Source organism: Cohnella zeiphila (genome assembly GCF_014212055.1).
Classification (GTDB): domain Bacteria; phylum Bacillota; class Bacilli; order Paenibacillales; family Paenibacillaceae; genus Cohnella; species Cohnella zeiphila.
This window is the reverse complement of the sequence record NZ_JACJVO010000009.1, coordinates 307,969-325,375: the sequence shown is the minus strand read 5'-3', so window position 1 is coordinate 325,375 and position 17,407 is coordinate 307,969. Positions and strand designations below refer to the sequence as shown.

At 59.5% G+C, this 17,407-nt stretch carries 9 protein-coding genes; 4 read left to right on the top strand and 5 right to left on the bottom strand.

Annotated features, from left to right (window positions below):
• Positions 1–56: 56 nt before the first annotated feature.
• A complete protein-coding gene (locus H7C18_RS08550; RefSeq protein WP_185128604.1) occupies positions 57–614 on the bottom strand; it encodes a DJ-1/PfpI family protein in 558 nt (185 codons plus the stop codon).
• Between the two features lie 201 nt (positions 615–815).
• On the opposite strand from H7C18_RS08550, the gene H7C18_RS08545 reads away from it, so the two are divergent.
• The gene (locus H7C18_RS08545) at positions 816–1,538 is read left to right on the top strand and encodes a M50 family metallopeptidase (RefSeq protein ID WP_185128603.1); all 723 of its coding nucleotides are present in this window, start codon (positions 816–818) and stop codon (positions 1,536–1,538) included.
• A 108-nt stretch (positions 1,539–1,646) separates the two neighbouring features.
• Positions 1,647–3,590 carry an FAD-dependent oxidoreductase gene (locus H7C18_RS08540; protein WP_185128602.1) on the top strand — a complete coding sequence of 648 codons (1,944 nt, stop codon included), beginning with the start codon at positions 1,647–1,649 and terminating at the stop codon, positions 3,588–3,590.
• 1 nt (position 3,591) lies between these two features.
• Here H7C18_RS08540 and H7C18_RS08535 read toward each other — a convergent pair whose 3' ends face one another.
• The 3 genes from H7C18_RS08535 to H7C18_RS08525 form a co-directional block, all read right to left on the bottom strand.
• A complete protein-coding gene (locus H7C18_RS08535; RefSeq protein ID WP_185128601.1) occupies positions 3,592–4,404 on the bottom strand; it encodes a carbohydrate ABC transporter permease in 813 nt (270 codons plus the stop codon).
• Positions 4,401–5,339: a carbohydrate ABC transporter permease gene (locus H7C18_RS08530; RefSeq protein ID WP_185128600.1), complete on the bottom strand. Its 939-nt coding sequence runs from the start codon at positions 5,337–5,339 to the stop codon at positions 4,401–4,403. Before H7C18_RS08530 ends, H7C18_RS08535 begins: the two co-directional genes overlap by 4 nt.
• A 69-nt stretch (positions 5,340–5,408) precedes the next feature.
• Entirely contained in the window at positions 5,409–6,761 is a 1,353-nt protein-coding gene (locus H7C18_RS08525) for an ABC transporter substrate-binding protein (protein ID WP_185128599.1), read from the bottom strand.
• A 186-nt stretch (positions 6,762–6,947) separates the two neighbouring features.
• Between H7C18_RS08525 and H7C18_RS08520 the strand changes: the two genes are divergently transcribed.
• Positions 6,948–8,687 carry a cache domain-containing sensor histidine kinase gene (locus H7C18_RS08520; protein WP_185128598.1) on the top strand — a complete coding sequence of 580 codons (1,740 nt, stop codon included), beginning with the start codon at positions 6,948–6,950 and terminating at the stop codon, positions 8,685–8,687.
• Positions 8,684–10,198: a response regulator transcription factor gene (locus H7C18_RS08515; protein ID WP_185128597.1), complete on the top strand. Its 1,515-nt coding sequence runs from the start codon at positions 8,684–8,686 to the stop codon at positions 10,196–10,198. The genes H7C18_RS08520 and H7C18_RS08515 overlap by 4 nt, the downstream gene beginning before the upstream one ends.
• 43 nt (positions 10,199–10,241) lie before the next feature.
• Here H7C18_RS08515 and H7C18_RS08510 read toward each other — a convergent pair whose 3' ends face one another.
• Positions 10,242–17,195: an S-layer homology domain-containing protein gene (locus H7C18_RS08510; protein ID WP_185128596.1), complete on the bottom strand. Its 6,954-nt coding sequence runs from the start codon at positions 17,193–17,195 to the stop codon at positions 10,242–10,244.
• Positions 17,196–17,407 lie beyond the last annotated feature (212 nt).

Genomic DNA, 17,407 nt, shown 5'->3' with positions numbered 1-17,407 from the left:
AGTCCGGCGCGGACTTCTTGGGCTCTTGTCGTCTCGCCGCGATGGGGAGATAGGACTTAACGCAGCAGCTTCAGAAATTCCCGCATGAAGCCGGGAAGATCGGGCCAGGCATGGCCGGTCACCAGCTTGCCGTCCACGTGAAGCGTCTCGCTGGCGTATTGCGCGCCGAGCGATTCGACCTCCGGCTTGCAGGCGTTGTACGCGGTCATCGTGCGGCCGGCGAACAGAGAGCGGTCGCCGAGCGCGAGGAACACCTGCGCGCCGTGGCAGATCGCGCCCACCGGCTTGTCGTTCTCCAGAAAGTGCCGCAGGATGCGCGGCAGCCCGGGGTCGTTGCGAATAAATTCGGGAGCGCGGCCGCCCGGAACGAGCAGCGCGTCGAACGCCGCCGGATCGATGTCGGCGAACGCGGCGTCGGCCGCCAGCAGGTGGGCCGGCTTCTCCGTATAGGTGTCCCAGCCCTCGACGAAATCATGGCAGACGGTGTGCAGCGTTTTTTGCCTCGGGGCCGCCACGACCGCCTCGTAGCCTTCTTCCTTCACCCGGTACAGCGGATAATACACTTCCAGCACTTCGGCTCCGTCGCCGGTCACGATCAGCACTCGCTTGGACATCGGCTCACTCCCGATTGTAAATTTGTGCAAGACTCATCTCCATTATCGCCCGCGCCCGAAAAAACGGTCAATGGTTCCGGGGACCGGAAGTTCCGTGTCGAATTCGCTCGGTTTACGCCGGGCAGGCTGCCGCTCGCGCCCCGCCTTCGGGTGTGGTAAAGTGGAGGAAACGAAACGGCGGGAAAGGAAGGAATCGAAGCGATGCGCAAATGGCTGCTGACGATCGTTTACTTGGTCGTTTCGGTATTTTTGACCCGTCTCATCCCGTTCTCCTCGTTCTTCCGCAACGTCGATACGATGGTTCACGAGTTCAGCCATGCGGTCGTCACGCTGCTGCTGTCCGGCCAAGTGCTGCGGATCGAGCTGCACGCCGACCACAGCGGCGTCACTTACTCCAGGCTCGCCAACTCCTGGAGCCAGCTGCCCGTCGCGCTCGCCGGCTATATCGGCGCCTCCGTCTTTTCCATGCTGCTGTTCTATCTCTATTACCGCGGCCGGTTAAAGACGGGACTCGGGCTCGTTTCCGTCATCGCGATCCTCTCGCTGGTTCTCTTCGTCCATTCAGGCTTCGGATTCACCTGGCTCCTTGTCTTCGCCGCGCTGAATTCGCTGGCATGGCGCTTCGCCTCCGGCGTCATTCTGCGCGTCTATTACTTGCTGCTCGCGTTCCTGACGCTCGAGGAATCGGCGATCGGCCCGTTCTCGCTGGCGCTTTACGCGCTTCAGGATTCTTCCCGCGCCGGCGACGCGACCGGCCTGGAGCGGGCGACGGGAATGCCCGCCCTCGTCTGGGCGCTGCTGTTCGTCGTCGTCGCTCTGATCTGCGCAACCCGGGCGCTCTCCTGCTTCTTTAAACCGCAGAAGCAGCCGGCGCCGGTCCGCTCAAGATTCTCCTCCTCATCTCCGTTCTCAAAAAATCGCTAAATTTTTTTCGGCCGCGACAACTTTTGTCCTTCTCGTCTCGTCTCATTCGTAAAGCCGGGACCCCATTCCCGAAGCTTCATCGCCGATCAGAGAAAGGATTTGCCCCGCATGCGTTCTCGCGCTTTTCTGTCTTTCCGCACTTTGCGGCGGATCTCGCTGGCCGCGCTGCTGATCGTCGGACTGGCGGGCCTCGTTTGGTGGAAGACCGAGTACCGGCACCGCCTCGTCAATTCCGCCAAAAGCCAGCCGCTGCTCGTCGTGCAATCGGCCGACCGGCTGCAAGACCGCTATGACGTGATCGTGGCGGGCACCGATCCCGAGGGCGTCGCCGCCGCGGTGTCCGCCGCCCGCAACGGCCTTCGCGTTCTGCTGGTCGACGGCCGGAACCGGTCCGTGCTCGGCGGGCTGCTGACGGTCGGGGACCTGAACATGCTCGACCTCAATTTCTCGCCGAATCAGCCCAAACATTTGCGTTCGCTGCGCAAGCCGCGTTTTTTGAACAAGGGCATCTTCCAGGAATGGTACGACCGGGTGGAAGGCAGCGCGTTCGATACGACGACGGCGGCCAACGCCTTCTACACGCTGGTGAAAAACGAGCCGAACATCGACCTGCTGATGCATGTGCGGGATTGGAAGCCGATCGTCGAACGGGAGAACGGAAGCGCGGAGGGGCGCGATCAGGTGACCGGCATGGAGCTTACGCGGGAAAACGGCGCGAAGCTCGACGTTCGTTCGGGTGCCGTCATCGACGCGACGCAGGACGCCGACATCGCCGCCGCGGCCGGCGCCGCGTTCACGTTCGGCCGGGAAGACATCGGGGACAAAGACAACTGGATGGCGTCGACGCTGATGATCAAGCTGAGCGGCGTCACCGAAGCGGTCTGGGAAAAGCTCGGCAAGCATCCGGGAACGGGCATCGACCGGATGAGCCTTTGGGGCTATCCGGAGGCGGCGGCTTACCCTTCCAGCGATCCGGATAAAGTCCGGCTGAGGGGGCTCAACATCGGCCGCCAGGACGACGGCACGCTGCTGATCAACGCGATGCAGCTGTACGGAGTCGATCCGACCAACCCTGCGTCGGTCCGGCAAGGGCTCGAAGCCGGAGAACGGGAAGCGCCGCTCATCGTCAAATATTTGCAGGACAAGTTCCCCGAGTTCCGGCCGCTCCGGTACGACGGCACCGCTTCCGAGCTGTATACCCGGGAATCGCGGCACCTGGACGGGGAATACCGGCTGTCGCTCGCGGACGTCATGGGCAACCGCAGCCATTGGGACGATATCGCCTACGGCTCCTACGCCATCGACATCCAGAACGCCGGCAGCCGGGCGCCGGGCATGATCCTGGCCAAGCCCAAGCAATACGGCGTGCCGTTCCGGTCGCTCGTTCCGCGGCGGCTGGACGGGCTTCTGGTCGTGGGGCGGTCCGCCAGCTTCGATTCGACCGCGGCCGGCAGCGCCCGCGTCGTCCCGCTCGGCATGGCGACGGGCCAAGCGGCCGGAGCGGCGGCGAAGGTGGCGGCGGAGAACGGCCTCAGCTTCGCCCAGCTGTCCGAGTCGCGCGAGCGGATCAGCGAGCTAAGAAGCTTGCTGGTTCGCCAAGGCATGAACCTGACGATGGACAAGTTCAAGGAGCCGGGCTATTTGACCGGACCGCAATATCCCGGCCTGCTGACCGCAGCCAATCTGCTGCTCACTTCGGGCGGGCAGAGCAATCTCGACTGGAAGCTGGACGAGCCGACGAACCCGCAGCGGTTCGCCAACCAGCTCAGCCATCTGAAAAGGCTGCAGCCGGACCGGTTCCATGCGAATTCGGAGACCCTGCCCGGAAGCATTCCGGCCGACGCCCTCAAGAAGCCGCTCACGCTGGCGGAAGCCGCGGAGATGATGGATCGGGCGGCGGGCGGCGAGCCTTCCGCCGATTCGCCGGACGAGAGCTGGCTGACGCCGCAGACGCTGAGCAGCATCCGCGACCGCGACCGGCTCACGAACGGCGACGCGTTCATGCTGCTGCGGGATTTCTCGGACCGCAAGCTGGGCATACGGTTCGACTAAGCTACCCCTTGACCGCACCGTCCGCCATTCCTTTAATGAAATATTTTTGCAGGAACAAATACAGAACCGTCAGCGGAAGCATTCCCATTAGGCAGCCTGCCGCCACCCAGTTAACATTGCTGTGGAATTGTGAGATGAACATCGATAATGCGACGGGAATCGTCTGCACGCCCGGCTTCTGCAGGAAAAAGACGGAAAACTGGTAGTCGTTCCAGATTTGGACCCCGATGACGATGACGATCGTCGCCACGATGGGTTTGAGCAGCGGCAGGATGATCCGAAAGAAGATCGCGAACCGGTTGCATCCGTCGATATAGCCGGCCTCATCCAGCTCCTTAGGAACGGTACCCATGAAGCCGGTCAGAAGGAAGATGGACAGCGGCAAAGAGAACGTTACCTGAATGAGAATGGTAGCCCAATAATGGTTGATGCCGCCGATGTCGACGATGAATTTGTACAGGGGCACCAGAATGGTCAGCGCCGGTACGATCAAGCAGGAGACGCACAAGCCGTAAATAAATTGGTTCCACCTCGTCCGATGCCGGTCCAGCGGGTAAGCGGCGAGCGCGCCGATCAGGACGACGAGCGCGATCGAGCAGAAGGTGACGACGATGTTCGTGTAGAGAGCCCGGCCGATGTGGGCATTGTTCCAAGCGTTGACGAAGTTGTCCGTGTAGAGGGACCGTGCCGGCTGCCATTTGCTGCTGTTGTCTTCCGACGGCTTGAACGATAAGTTGATGAGCATGTAAAAAGGAACGAGGTGCACCGCAAGAACAAGCAGCATCGCCATTCGTCCGCCGATCTTCCCGATCATATCCGCACTTCCTTTCTGCGCAGGAGGAACAGCATCGACAGGCTGATCACGCAGATGATCGCGAACATGAGGTTGCCGAGCGCGGCCGCGTAACCGGCGTCCTGGCGGGCGAAGTACAAGTTGTACATCATCGTGGACAGCGATTGGGAAGCGTACCCGGGGCCGCCGTTGGTCATCGCGACGATAACGTCGAACAGCTTAAGGCCGCCGATAATATTCAGCACGATGTTAACGGTAATCGCCGGAGCCAGCAGGGGCCACGTTACGTTCCGGAACTGCGCCCACCATCTCGCCCCGTCGATTTGCGCCGCTTCATAGTACTCTTTGGGGACGGACTGCAAGCCGCCCAAATAAATAATCATGGCGACTCCCATATACTGGTACGTGTTGACAAGGGTGATGATCCAGACGGCGCGCCGTCCGTTCGCCAGCCAATCGATCGGTTCCAGCTGCAGCAGCGTCCAAATGTCGTTGAGCGCTCCCCCGTCATATTGGAAGAAGAAATAAAAAATATACCCCATAATGAGCGGGCTGATGATGACCGGCAAGTATACGATCGTTCTCATCAAGCCTTTGCCCTTGATTTTCCGGTCGAGAAACAGCGCGTAGGCAAGCCCGAGCAAATTCTGGAACAACGTGCTGCCGATCCCGTAGATCAGCGTATTTCGGACGGTTGTTCCAATTTTCTTGTCATGAAACATTTGCGTGTACTTCTTCAATCCGACCCAGGTATGGTGCTGGGAGTAGCCGTCCCACTCGGTGAAGGAGATTTGGACGCCTTTGATAAGCGGGTAGACAATAAAGATGCCGAAAAGGAAGAGCGCCGGCACGTACATCAGGTTCAAGGCCGACGACGATCGGAAAAAGGTGCGGATATAGCCGGGTTTGACGGCAGCGCCAGCCGGACGGACTGGCGACGGTTGTTGGGATGGCATCGTTTCTTCCTCCTCGTTCGCCGGATCGCCCGCGGCAGCGTGCTGTCCGCGGGCGATCCGGCCTTGCGCTTACTGGGCTGCCGTACGCAGTCGATCGAATTCTTGCTTCATATTTTCCGAGAACTGGCTGACGGTAATGCCGCCCGCAAGCAGATCCTGTCCGTTTTTGCACATGACGTCCCACATGCCGTTCGGCAAATAGTCGCGATCGAAATAGGGGAATACCGGCGTATCGGCGTATTTCTGGAAGTCGGCGGTCAAATCGCCCGCATCGATGTCCACGCCTGTAAGACCCGGGGGCAGCCCGCCTGCTGCGGCGACTTTTTTCACGTTTTCAGGCTTTGCATAGAACGCGACGAATTTTTTCGCGGCCTCGAGGTTCGGGGAGTCTTTCCATACGCCCCACGTCGTTTTCTCGCCGCCCGCAAGCGTCGGCGCATCGCCCGGGACAACCGAAGGAATCGGCATCAAGCCGCCGTGGACATTCGGATTCGTTTTTTTCGCTTCTTCGATCAGGGATGGCCCATAGAAGCCGAAAGCGACTTTGCCTTCGCCGAACGCTTTGGCGGAATCGCTGTACTTGGATGTCAGAACGTCTTTATTCAAATAGCCCTTCTTCTGCAGGTCCAGCAGCATCTGCGGGAGGCTGTCGAACTTCTTCCAATCGAACGAGCCGTCCAGGAGTTGAGCGGAGTCGTTCGTGGACGGACTGATGAAGGACGGCGTCGCCATGAAGTCGAAAAATTGCCCGATCGGCCAGGAGTCCGCACCGCCGATGTGAATGGGGGTGACTTTGCCGCCGCTCTTGGTTTTGATCGTCTCCGCCGCCTGGAGCAGTTCGTCCCAAGTGGTCGGAACCGCAACGCCGTATTGGTCCAAGACATCCTTGTTGTAGACCGGTCCGGATTTGTCCTGATCGATCGGAAGCACGTAAACTTTCCCCGAGTCATCGGTAACCGCAGGCTTGATTTTGTCATCGATCTGGCTGGCCCACGCTTCGTCCCTCAAATCCGCCAAGTATTGGCCGTAGCGCACTTTGGCCCAACCGTGCGTCGAGAAGACGTCCGGCATCGCATTGGAAGCCATCTTCACTTTCATGATGTTCTCGTAATCCGCGCCGGGCGCGCTGAACTCGACCTTGATGTTCGGATTCTCTTTGGTGAACTCTTTGGAGATCTCTTCGAGAACATTGGCCGGTTCGCCGACGATATTCGTCATGACCGTAAGCGTGACCGGTTTGTCGTCTTTGGAAGCGGCAGGGCTTGCCGAAGAAGACGCGCCTGCCGATGCGGAAGAACTTGGCGAAGCTTCGGACGATGCCGAAGCGCCGCCGCCGTTGCCGTTGTTCGAGCCGCAGGCGGCTAAAGCCGTACCCGATACGAGCAGCGTGCCGAGCAATAAGAGCCATTTGGAACCTCTCATGGTAATCCCCCTTTGGTTTCATGCGAGGCGAACCTCACAGACCTAATCATAGTCGCTCGCCCCCCGGTTGGAAACGACCGTAAACTACGATGAAAGCGCTCTTTTCTACACTCGGTTCGTTTCCGCCCCAAACGCTATTGACCATAAGATCGCAGGAAGATAAGGTTAAGAAAAGGGGCCGTGTCGATGAACATCTTCCGAACGCTGCGATTCAAATTGACGCTTCTCTACCTGCTATTCATCGTGACGCCGTTTATCATTTCGGCTTTCGCGCTCCCCTATTATATTAAAGGGCTGTTGACCGACGAGACGCAGAAGCTGACCAGCGGTACGCTGAGCGCGCTGTCGCGGAATATCGAGACCTACCTTGACGATCTGGACCGGCTGTCCACTTCCCCCTACTTGAGCGACGACGTCATGAACGCGTTGAAGATCAAGGCAAACAACAGCTACCCAACCGCCAGCGCGTACACGCGGCTGGTGACCGACCGCGCGCTCACCGGCACGCTGCCCATCTACCTGATCAACACGCGGCCGGATATCTTGAGCACCTTGATCGTGCCGGTCAAAGGGCAAGCGTACCTGACGTCCAAGGATCCGATCGAGCTCGATCAAGAGTTTCCTTTCCGTTCGCAAGACTGGTACAAGAAAGCGGTCGAAAGCGACGGCAAGGCCGTCTTTATCAGCTCTCACTCTCAGAACTACGTGAAAGACGGCGGCAAAACCCAAGTGTTCTCGGTAGCCCGCCTGATTAAGGACCCCGACTCCCGTGCGCCGCTCGCCGTCATTCTGGCGGATGCCGACAAGATTCTTCTGGAGAAGATCGCCAAGGATGTCACGTTCAACGTCTCTTCGACCATCGTCGTTCTGGACCAAGAGGATCATTTGCTGTACGCGAACAAGGCGCTGCCCGACGAGCTGTCGTCGCACTTAACGGATTTCAAGCAAAACGACCAATTTGAAAGCGCCTCCTATACAGGCGTATCGCGCAAAGTCAGCCCGGCCGATTGGCGGATTGTCGTCTTTCTGTCCAACGCCGAGCTGAAGGCCAAAATCCGATGGATCTACATTGTGGCGTTGTGTCTGTCCGCCGGTGCCCTGATTATCACTTTCTGCGTCTTCCTGTATTTCTCCAAGTGGATCGTGAAGCCGTTCAAAAAAATGAACCTGATCATGCACAAGGTGAAAAAAGGCGATATGTCCGAAAGGTTTCAGCCGAGGGGAAGAGACGAGATCGCGCAGCTCGGCCTCTCTCTTAACAATATGATCTCCCGGCTCGACGAGCTGATCAACGAAGAGTTTCGAAGCAAGCTGGCGCAGCAGGATGCTGAATACCGGGCTCTGCAATCGCAGATTAGGCCGCACTTCCTCTACAACACGCTGAACGGCTTCATCGGCCTGAACCGCGCCGGCCTTCGCTCCGAATTGGAGACGGCCATCCTGTCGCTCAGTTCTATGATGCGGTACAGCCTGGAAGAAAATCAGCAGACGACGATAGAGAAAGAGTTTGTTTTCCTGGAGAAGTACGGCGTTCTGCAGCAGCTCCGGTTTCAGGACCGGTTGAGCATACACATCGAATGCGAACCGGAGGCGGCTTCCTGGCCGTTGCCCAAGCTGCTCGTTCAGCCGCTGATAGAGAACGCGGTCATTCATGGCGTGGAGCCGGACGACAAAATAAATGTTGTGAACGTCTCCGCCAAGGTCGAGCTGGAAGAAGACGGCCGGCGCAGCGCGGTCATCCGCGTCTCCGACAACGGCGTCGGCTTCGATCCGGAAGCCCGACCGGTATCCGGCCAAGTCGGGCTGTCGAACGTCAGAGCCCGCCTGCAGCTAAGCTGTCCCGACGCGAGCTTAGACGTCATCAGCCAACTAGGCCAAGGAACAACCGTCACCATTCGCATTCCTGAAGGAGGGAACCGCCTATGAATATTTTGGTCACCGACGACGAGAAGTGGGTCCGCTCCGGTTTGGTCAGCATGCTGCAGGAGATCGATCTGCCGACGCTATCCGTCAGAGAGGCGCGCAACGGCGAAGAAATGCTGGAGCTCATTCGGGAAACGGTTCCCGACCTGGTATTCGTCGATATCAAGATGCCGAAACTCAGCGGGCTGGAAGCGATCCGACAAGGTCGCGAAATGGCCCCCGATGCCAAATGGATCATCCTGACCGGATTCATGGAATTTCAATACGCAAAAGAAGCGATTCGACTCGGAGCCAGCAACTATTTGTTAAAACCGGCCGATCCCAAGGAGCTGGAAGCATGCGTTCTCCAGGCTTGGAACGAGCGGCGGCAGAGCGAGCATTACCGCAACTACGAATTTGAGCACTGGGCAGCCGCCCGCCTGCGAGAAGCAAGACTTGGCGTTTGGGACGGCAGCGTTCGGCTTTATGAAGGATTTGGCTTCGCAGGTGCGACGTTATATGTCGATGGCTCTAACCAGACGGAGTTGTATCGGAACGCGATGAATCGGCTGACAGCCGGCCTTCCGGAAGCGCCGGGAGATCAAAGCGGCGCGATCGACCTGCGCAGAGGACTTATACAAGCGGACAGCGGTCGGATGGCCGTCCTCTGGTGCTGGCCGCTGCAGGGAGAGCAGCGGGACCGCGGGACGCTTGCAGGGCTCGAGGAGCAGATCGCCGGACTTATTCAACAGGAGAACACGGAGGGCTCGCTTTCCGTTCATGCGTTGAGGACCGGTTTTTGCGATCATTTCCGGGAGCTGATCGGACAATTGGAGCGTTTGGACACGCTCTCCCCCCTTCGCCTCTGCTATGCCCCAGGCAGCGTATTGACACTGGCAGAGTTGCAATCGGAGTCTCTTCAACCGGAACGGCTTGCATGGTGCGAAGCCGTCATCCGTCTTGCCCGGCTCTACCAGGAAAAGGATTACGTCGGCTACTCGAAAGAGCTCGCGGCTCTGGGCAAGACGAACGTTCGGGACTTATTCGAAAATCGGGCGATGCTGGACTCCGTTTGCCGTTTCCTGCAAGCATCGATCCAATCCGCGGTTCGGCCCCATATGAAGCCCGCCGAATGGTTGGAATCGCTTCGGCGGCAGGGAGATGCGATGCTGGCTTCAGCCGGCCAGCCGGGAGCTTCTTCCAACGCGGACATCGTTTCGCGCGTCATTCAATACGTCGACCGGAATTATATGAACGATATCGCCATCGGGACGCTGGCGGCCCAATTCAACGTTACGCCGAATTACCTCAGCTCGCTGTTTCATAAGAAAGAAGGCGTAACGTTCGTTAAGTATTTGACCCGCATCCGGATGCTCAAAGCCAAGGAGCTGCTTCTTACCAAGCCGGACTTGAAGGTGCATGAAGTGTCGCAAGCCGTCGGCTACTTCAGCTCGCGTCACTTTACCAAGTTGTTTATCGAACAGTTCGGCTGCTACCCTTCGGAGATCAGAGAGAAGTTCGAGGCTCTGCGATGACAGCAGACGGCGGTCCATTCCAAATGGACCGCCGTCTTCTTGATCAGGATTCCAACAGGGCTTCGATGACGCGGGCAGCTTCCGCTCGCGTCGCTGCGCCTTCCGGATCGAACACGCCGGCACCCCGGCCGTCGATCAGTCCGAGCGCATACGCGCCGTGAACGGAGTCGATCGCCCAAGAAGCGATGTCACGCTCATCCGCGAAGGCGGCAGGCTGCGAGGCATCGTATGGCTGCCCGTTTTTCAGCTCGTATGCCCTCATCAGCATGACGACCATCTCCTCGCGGGTAATCGCTCCGTCCGGCTCGAATGTCGTTGCCGTCTTCCCGTTGACGAGTCCCGCCTGCGCGGCGGCGGCAACTTCGTTCGCATACCAGGCGTTCGCGGCGACATCCGAGAACCCGCTCTTGCCTTGTTCGCTCAGATTCAGCCCTCTGACGAGCAGGGACGTAAATTCCGCCCTCGTCACTTGGCGATCGGGACGGAAGGAAGTGTCGTCCGTACCGTTCACGATTCCTCGCGCAGCCAGCCGTTCGATCGCCGGATACGCCCAGTGCGAGGCCGAAACGTCGGCAAACGGCTTATTGAATTCAATGGCCGCATACTTGCTGAAATGATGGAGGGAAGCGACCAACTCGCCGTCTGCCACATGGCCGCCGATAAATTCAAGCTTGCCTTCCTCGTCGATGCCGTACAGGAAGGTCAGCGCCGGATCGGCGGAAGGGTCGAGCCGGAGTCGAACCGTCAGAGGCTCGTCAAACGTCGTCAGCGGCGTTTCCGTTCCCTCCTCCGCAACAAGAGTCAGTCCGAAATCGATCGCCGGACCGGCTGCATGAAGCTGCGCTTGCGTATACGATGCGCTTTGAGCCACGATCGCTCCGGTCTCCTCCTCGCTCAGCGGACTGATCTTCAGAACAAGATGAGCGCCCGCCTGACCGTCCTTCGGCAGAGAGTCGGCCATTTGCTTCCATATGCTGCCGGGCATGATCAGGCTTAACGTCCCGGCTTGAACGACCAGCGGCTCCGAACCGAGCCAATTCGCCGCGTCGGCGGGAAGCTGAAGCTGCGTCTTACCCTCCGCCAGGGTGATGATCGCTTCGCCTGCCGCCGCAGCCTTCCTCAGCTCTTCCGAAGTGACGGCTTGCATGTCTGCCGGAAGCTCTGCCGGCGGTGTCGGCGGTAACGCCGCGGGAGGCGTAACCGGAGGGACAACCGGCACCGGTTTGAACGCCGCTGCGATCGTATGGTCGGATGTGACGTTCTCAAACGTATAAGCGCTGCCTATAACGGCAACAGCAACGCCATCCACCGTAACGGCGTCAATCGTATAACCGTTATCGGGCGTAACGGTAAAGGTTTGGCTGCCGCCATCGTTCACCGTCACCGTGCCGTTCGGGCTGATCGTACCGTGCCCGCCCGCGCGCGCGGCAATCGTATGGACGACCGGTTCGACCGGAACCGGCTTGAACGTCGCCGCGATCGTGTGATCGGCGCTTACGCTTTGGAACGTAAAGACGCCGTCGACGAGCGAAGAAGTGACGTCCAGGGTGCCGTCCACGGTAACGGTGTCGATCGCGTAGCCGTCCTCCGGCGTAAACGCGAACGACTGGTCCGCCCCGTCGATTACAGACAACTCACCGTTCGGATCCGCCGCCCCGTGCTCTCCTGCGCTGGCGGCAATCGTATGAACGGCCTCTGTCTTTTCCCGGAACGTCGCATCGATCGTATGGTTCCGCGATACATGTTCAAACGTATAAACGTCATTCACGACGGTAGCTTGCGATCCGTCCACCGTGACGGCGTCGATCACGTAGCCGTCTTCCGGCGCAAACGCGAACGTCTGATCCGCACCTTCGTTCACGGTCACATCGCCGCTCGGGTCGATCGTGCCATGTTCGCCGGCGGAAGCGGAAACGGTATACGTTATCGGTTGTGGCCGGACGGACGCAATCGCGCTCGGCGCGGATTCTCCGGCGGCGTTCACGGCCGTGACGTAATATTGATAATTCCGGTTCGAGGCCAGCTCCGTATCATGGAACTCATTCGAGTTTAACGGAGACTCGTTAAGACGCACAAAGGAGCCTTCTTCACCGCTGTCGGAGCGGTAAACGTTGTAGCCGTCCGCACCCGGAACCGCATCCCAGGCGAGAGCCGCACCGTTCGTCCCTTCGGCGATTGCCGCAACATGCCCCGGTGCGCCTGGAACGATTAGACTTCTCGCCGGCACGACGACTTGCAAGCTCGCCGTATCCGCTTGGGCGCCGTCGGAAACGCGAGTCAGCGTGAGTATGAGATGAACCGTCGTATCTGCTGCCGGCGGTACGATTGTCCCGTCCTTGGCGATGACCGACTCGTTGTCCGAGCTGGCGATGGCGACTGTAAACCCGGTCGGAACGGCAGGAAGCGCAAGTTGTACCGCGTCCTTCACCGGATTCGCGATCTCTTCGATGCTGTCGGCCGCCTGAGCGGCCCCGTCCGGCGCTCTCTGCATCGCGCTATCCTTGATCTGGTACATTTGAAGCTCCGCCACGTTCCCGTGCGTGCCGTCCGCACCCAGCCAACGGTAATACCGGTAAGGCGTCTTGTTATCGAACGCGACCGCGATCAGCTTCGAGGCGTCCGTCGGCGCGGAAGGAACCGTGAACAGGTCCGTGTACCCGCTTGTCGCCGAAACGTTCGAGCCTTGAAATTTAGCGCCTTTGACGCGGGCCATATTGGTGCCGCTGCGCGGCTGGTACAGGACGAAATTGACGATTGGCTCGTTGCCTCCGCCGAAGTCCCAACCTACGTACGGCGTACTGGAGCTATGGTCGAAAAAGGTGTTCGGATCTCCGTCAAAGACTTTGGTCGGGGGATAGCTGCCCGAATTCGTCGAGCCGAAGGCCGTCCCGTTGCCGTTCCCGTTGAACGTCAAGTTCTCGCGTTCGAACATGGACGTAAACGAGATCAGCGACTGTTCCGTAGCGTCGCCGGATCCGGCGGTCACCTGATAGGTGCCTTCCTCAGACACATACAGAACGCCGCTATCGTTGATCGACGCTGCCGCAGTCGCGGATCCGTCCTCCGCTTTAACCGACCAGGACGGCGAGTCGAGCGAAGACTGAAGCTGCACCACGCTGCTGCCGTACACCGTCGATTCCGGCGCGGTCATATCCGCTCGCGGAATGCGCACGGTCGCCAGGTCTTCCGGCAACGGCAGCGCCTTGGCCATGGCTGTCTGCAAGGCGGCTAACGCTGCGTCCGCTTCCTCTTGTGTCGCATCCGGATCCGCGCTGGTCGCTTGCGCCGTCCCCAGAGCCGATTGCAGCGCTTCCCAATCCTCCGGAGCCGAGAATTGGCCGGCGTCGTATTGGACGGCTTTGCCGATCGCTTGATCCAGACCCGTCTTGTCGACCGTGCTGACGGCCAAGCTCGGGTCGATGGCGCGGATCGCTTCGTTCAAGGCGATGGCCGCGAACAGCGCGGTGTCCTTGCTGATGTTCGTCGGAGAACCGTAGCCCGAATACATCGCTTTGACGCCGAGCGCATTGATATAAGCTTTCTGGAAACTCTCCTGCAAGCCTTCCCACTTCTCGCCGGCCGAGACGCGGCTAAATCCGCCGCCGCTCGTTCGGTCGCCCTTATAGGCCGAGATCAGCTTCGCGGCGGCCAAAACGTTCGCAAGCGTACCGCTGCCGCTATTATCGTTGCCCGCCGGCGTAACCGTGACGATCGTTTTGATCGGCGGCAAGTCGGGATTGCCCGCGCCGGTGCCGGTAATTTCGACCGTGCCTGCGCCGCGGGCGATGACGAGGCCGTTTTTGTCCACCATCGCGACCCTTTGGTCGCTGGAAGTCCAGCGGACCGTCTTATCGTAGGCGTTATCCGGCAGCACCTCCGCCGTCAGCTGCAGCCGGTTCGCGCCGCTCACTTTGGACGTCGTGTCCGATGTCGAGGACGGACCGTAAATCGTCGCCGTCGCGGGATTGAGGGACTTCAGCTCCGTCGGTACGGTCGAGACGTCCGCCACCTTCACTCTCAGCGTCTGCGAGATGCCGCTGTCCTGCACGCTCGTAGCCGTAACCGTAACCTCGGTTACCGGATTTGCGCCATGTCCGACCGCCTGAAGAGTGGCGGAATTGCCGTCCGCCGTCACCGCGACGACGTCGCGATCGGACGAAGTCCAAATCACGGTATCCGCCGGATTGCCGGATATGGTCGCGGTCACAGTCGTCGTGTCCGTCCCGTCCGCGCCTCCGTAGATCAAAGTCGAGGCGTATTTGTCCAGCGTCATGTCGGATACGCGGGCGGTCGTGACGCTATCGTCGTTCATCACCAGATAGCGAGCGTCCGAAGCCGCGTCGAACACGATTTTTCCTCCCTGGATCGTATAGTCGACGTCCGCTCCCCATGTGCGGTCAGAATTCACCATCCGCACGACAGGCTTTCCGACCGTCCACGGGTTTACCAAAGAGATTTGACCGTCACGCCTGCTGTGCAGATCGATGTAAGGCACCGTCTGCGAGTCCGCATCGTAAGCGCTGGATACCTCCACGTTGCCCTTGGCGCCGAGCCGTTCGAAGCGGACGGACCGCGACGGGTCCCAGTTCGGGAACACCTGGATCGTGCTCGGCATAGCCGTCGAGGTTTCGCTTTGCAGCAGCATGGAGTCGAGCGCCTCCATCGAGCCGATCGTTTCGACCGCTCCCCCGCTCTGAAGATAAGTCAGGTTGCTGAGCCTTTGCTTGGCGTTCAGCGCCGTCTTGAACTTGTCGAGCAAGTCCCCGGCCGGCCAGCCTGCACGGGCTGCGATCGGAAACACTTTGGGGAATCCGTTGTTTTGGCTGCTCCACCCGCTGAAGCCGGATGCCGCCCAAGCGTTCATGTAAGCGAGCGTGTTGCGGACTTTCTGAAGCAGTTCCTTGTCCCCGTCCAGCACTTGCACGTTCTCGAACGGGAACACGACGCCTTCCAATTCGACCGGTTGGTCGCCCGGTTCGATCATATCGACGTGCGCCTGATTCGGCGATTGGTAGTCGGTCGCAAGCAGCGTCGGTACGAGATCGGCAGCGTTGGCGGCCGAGAAAGAGCCTTGCGGCAGCATCGCTTCCGGATAGGCCGTATGGTCCGCCAGATCGCGCCAGCGGCTGACGTTGGCCGGATCTTCGTTCATGGCGGAGGCATGGTCGATCAGGAATCGGGCCAGAAGCTTGATCGCCCCGATATCCAGATCGGGATTGATGTCGGCGGCGTCCCCTTCGTGGATGGACGACCCGATGACGGAATAGTGGTATTGCCCGTTGCCATCGTCCGTCTTCAGCACGTATGAGCTGTAGAAGGTCATCAGTTGCTTCAAATGAGGGTACAGCACGTTTTTCAAATAGTCATCGTCCAGCGTGTACTCGTAATAAAAAATCATCGGCACCGCGGCGAACATTCCGTTCGACTTCTGGTCGGTGGAGCTGTTGTTGAACCCGTACAGCTTCGTATCCGCAATCGGGGCAAAAGCCGGCTGGCTGTTCGCCAGCAGATGAAACGGCGTCTGGGTCCGCACCCCGGCGACGCCGTCAAACCCTTGCGCCGCCGTGTTGTTCTGGTTCCACGGCAATTCGTAGGCAATGACGCGGTTGTACGGAACAACGGTATCGATCCGGTTAACCGACCCCGAAGCGTAATATTGCGCTTGCTGATTATAATTGAGGAAGTAACGCCCTCCCCAGCCCATGTTGTCCGCCGGAATCCACGGTCCGTACATCGAGCCAGGCAAGTTCTGCGGATTCACTTTGCCGTTTGCGCTCGTCGGCCGGTTGGAACTTCCGAGCACGTACAAGGAGCCGTAGTAGTAGCGGTTCAAATCCGGATCGCCGAATTGGACGTAGCTTTTGAGCCAGTAATTTTGCCACCAGTTCCGGTGATCGGCTCGCAATTGATCGATGGCCTCCGAGGTGGCATAGGCTTCGACGCCGGCAACGGCATCCGCTTGAACGTCATCCACGCTTTTGATCGCATCGTAAGCGCCGCTGCTGCTGGCGAAATACGTCACCAAGTAAACCTTCGATTGTGCGGGAACCGAGAAGTCGCCCGATTCTCCCAGCGAATCGTAATACTTGCCTTTGTTCGCGTCGTAGTAGTCGGTCGCCTCCCTTACCTCGCGCGTGTCCGTCAGGTCGGCGCCGACAAGCGTCGTCGCCGTCGCCATTCGGCTGCGGAAATTCGAGGTATTGCCCGTCGCGCCCGCATTCGAATCGCGTGTGGTCCACAGCACCGGCTTCCCCGTCGCGCCGGAATCGTCGATCCCTCCGGTGTACGGGTACGTTGCATTCGCGTCGGATAAATCCGATGCGCTCGAGCCGGCATAAGCCATCGCAGGCACCCATTGCTTCGCATTCAAGGTGACGGTCGCATCGCCGTCATTGGTCACCTCGGTCACGAACACGTTATCCGTATCCGCCGTCCACGAATTCAACCGGACCGTCGCGTCGCTTCCGGCGTCGCTCTTGATCTGCATGGTTGTGGTTACCTGCGCGTTCAGAATGTCCTGCTTCATGGAGAACGCCGAATCGGCCCCGCTGCCGGCTCCCGTCGTCGGCCGGATCGCCAGTCCTCCGCCCGATAGGATGCCTTGATTGTCCTTTACCGAGTTGGACTGGGCATGCAGCGTGCCCCAAAAGTCGTTCTTGGCGAAATAGTACTGCTGGGAAGTGGTCGATACTCCCGCCGCGATGGCGCCGATATCTCCGTTGCCCATCAACTGACCGGCGGTATAGCCGCCTTTGCTGACGTCCGTAATTTTGAGAGGCGAGGAGATCGAGCCGTAAATGTCCGTCAGAATCTGTTGAAGCTGCGCCCAATCGTCCTGCTGCAGATGATCGATCGCTGCCTGAGGCGGAACGAACGCCGCCGCCGAGGCGTTCGTTCCGCCGACGACTGTGCCCGCAAACCCGGAGACGGCAAGCGCGGCCGACAGCACCCCCGACATGACGGCGCGCCGTCGTGTATTTGGCTTTGCCGATAACATAGGGAACCTCCTCCTGAACTGGTTGGGTCGGAGCGCGCATGCCGCTTCCGACCGCCTTCGTTCGCCGGCTTTCTCCGCTTCCTCCCTTCTCGCCGATTACATTGCAAACGCTTTCCGTTGAACTATAGCATGGAAAATAGAGGAGGCGTAATGATTCAAATCTACGAATTGAGGCGCTTCTTTCTACGATGAAGAAAGTCAAAAAAGGCTTC

Bases quoted from the DNA above. Each gene is read 5' to 3' on its own strand.
- H7C18_RS08530 (WP_185128600.1), bottom strand. From the start codon at position 5,339: ATGCCATCCCAACAACCGTCGCCAGTCCGTCCGGCTGGCGCTGCCGTC.
- H7C18_RS08540 (WP_185128602.1), top strand. From the start codon at position 1,647: ATGCGTTCTCGCGCTTTTCTGTCTTTCCGCACTTTGCGGCGGATCTCG.
- H7C18_RS08515 (WP_185128597.1), top strand. From the start codon at position 8,684: ATGAATATTTTGGTCACCGACGACGAGAAGTGGGTCCGCTCCGGTTTG.
- H7C18_RS08550 (WP_185128604.1), bottom strand. From the start codon at position 614: ATGTCCAAGCGAGTGCTGATCGTGACCGGCGACGGAGCCGAAGTGCTG.
- H7C18_RS08535 (WP_185128601.1), bottom strand. From the start codon at position 4,404: ATGATCGGGAAGATCGGCGGACGAATGGCGATGCTGCTTGTTCTTGCG.
- H7C18_RS08510 (WP_185128596.1), bottom strand. From the start codon at position 17,195: ATGTTATCGGCAAAGCCAAATACACGACGGCGCGCCGTCATGTCGGGG.
- H7C18_RS08520 (WP_185128598.1), top strand. From the start codon at position 6,948: ATGAACATCTTCCGAACGCTGCGATTCAAATTGACGCTTCTCTACCTG.
- H7C18_RS08545 (WP_185128603.1), top strand. From the start codon at position 816: ATGCGCAAATGGCTGCTGACGATCGTTTACTTGGTCGTTTCGGTATTT.
- H7C18_RS08525 (WP_185128599.1), bottom strand. From the start codon at position 6,761: ATGAGAGGTTCCAAATGGCTCTTATTGCTCGGCACGCTGCTCGTATCG.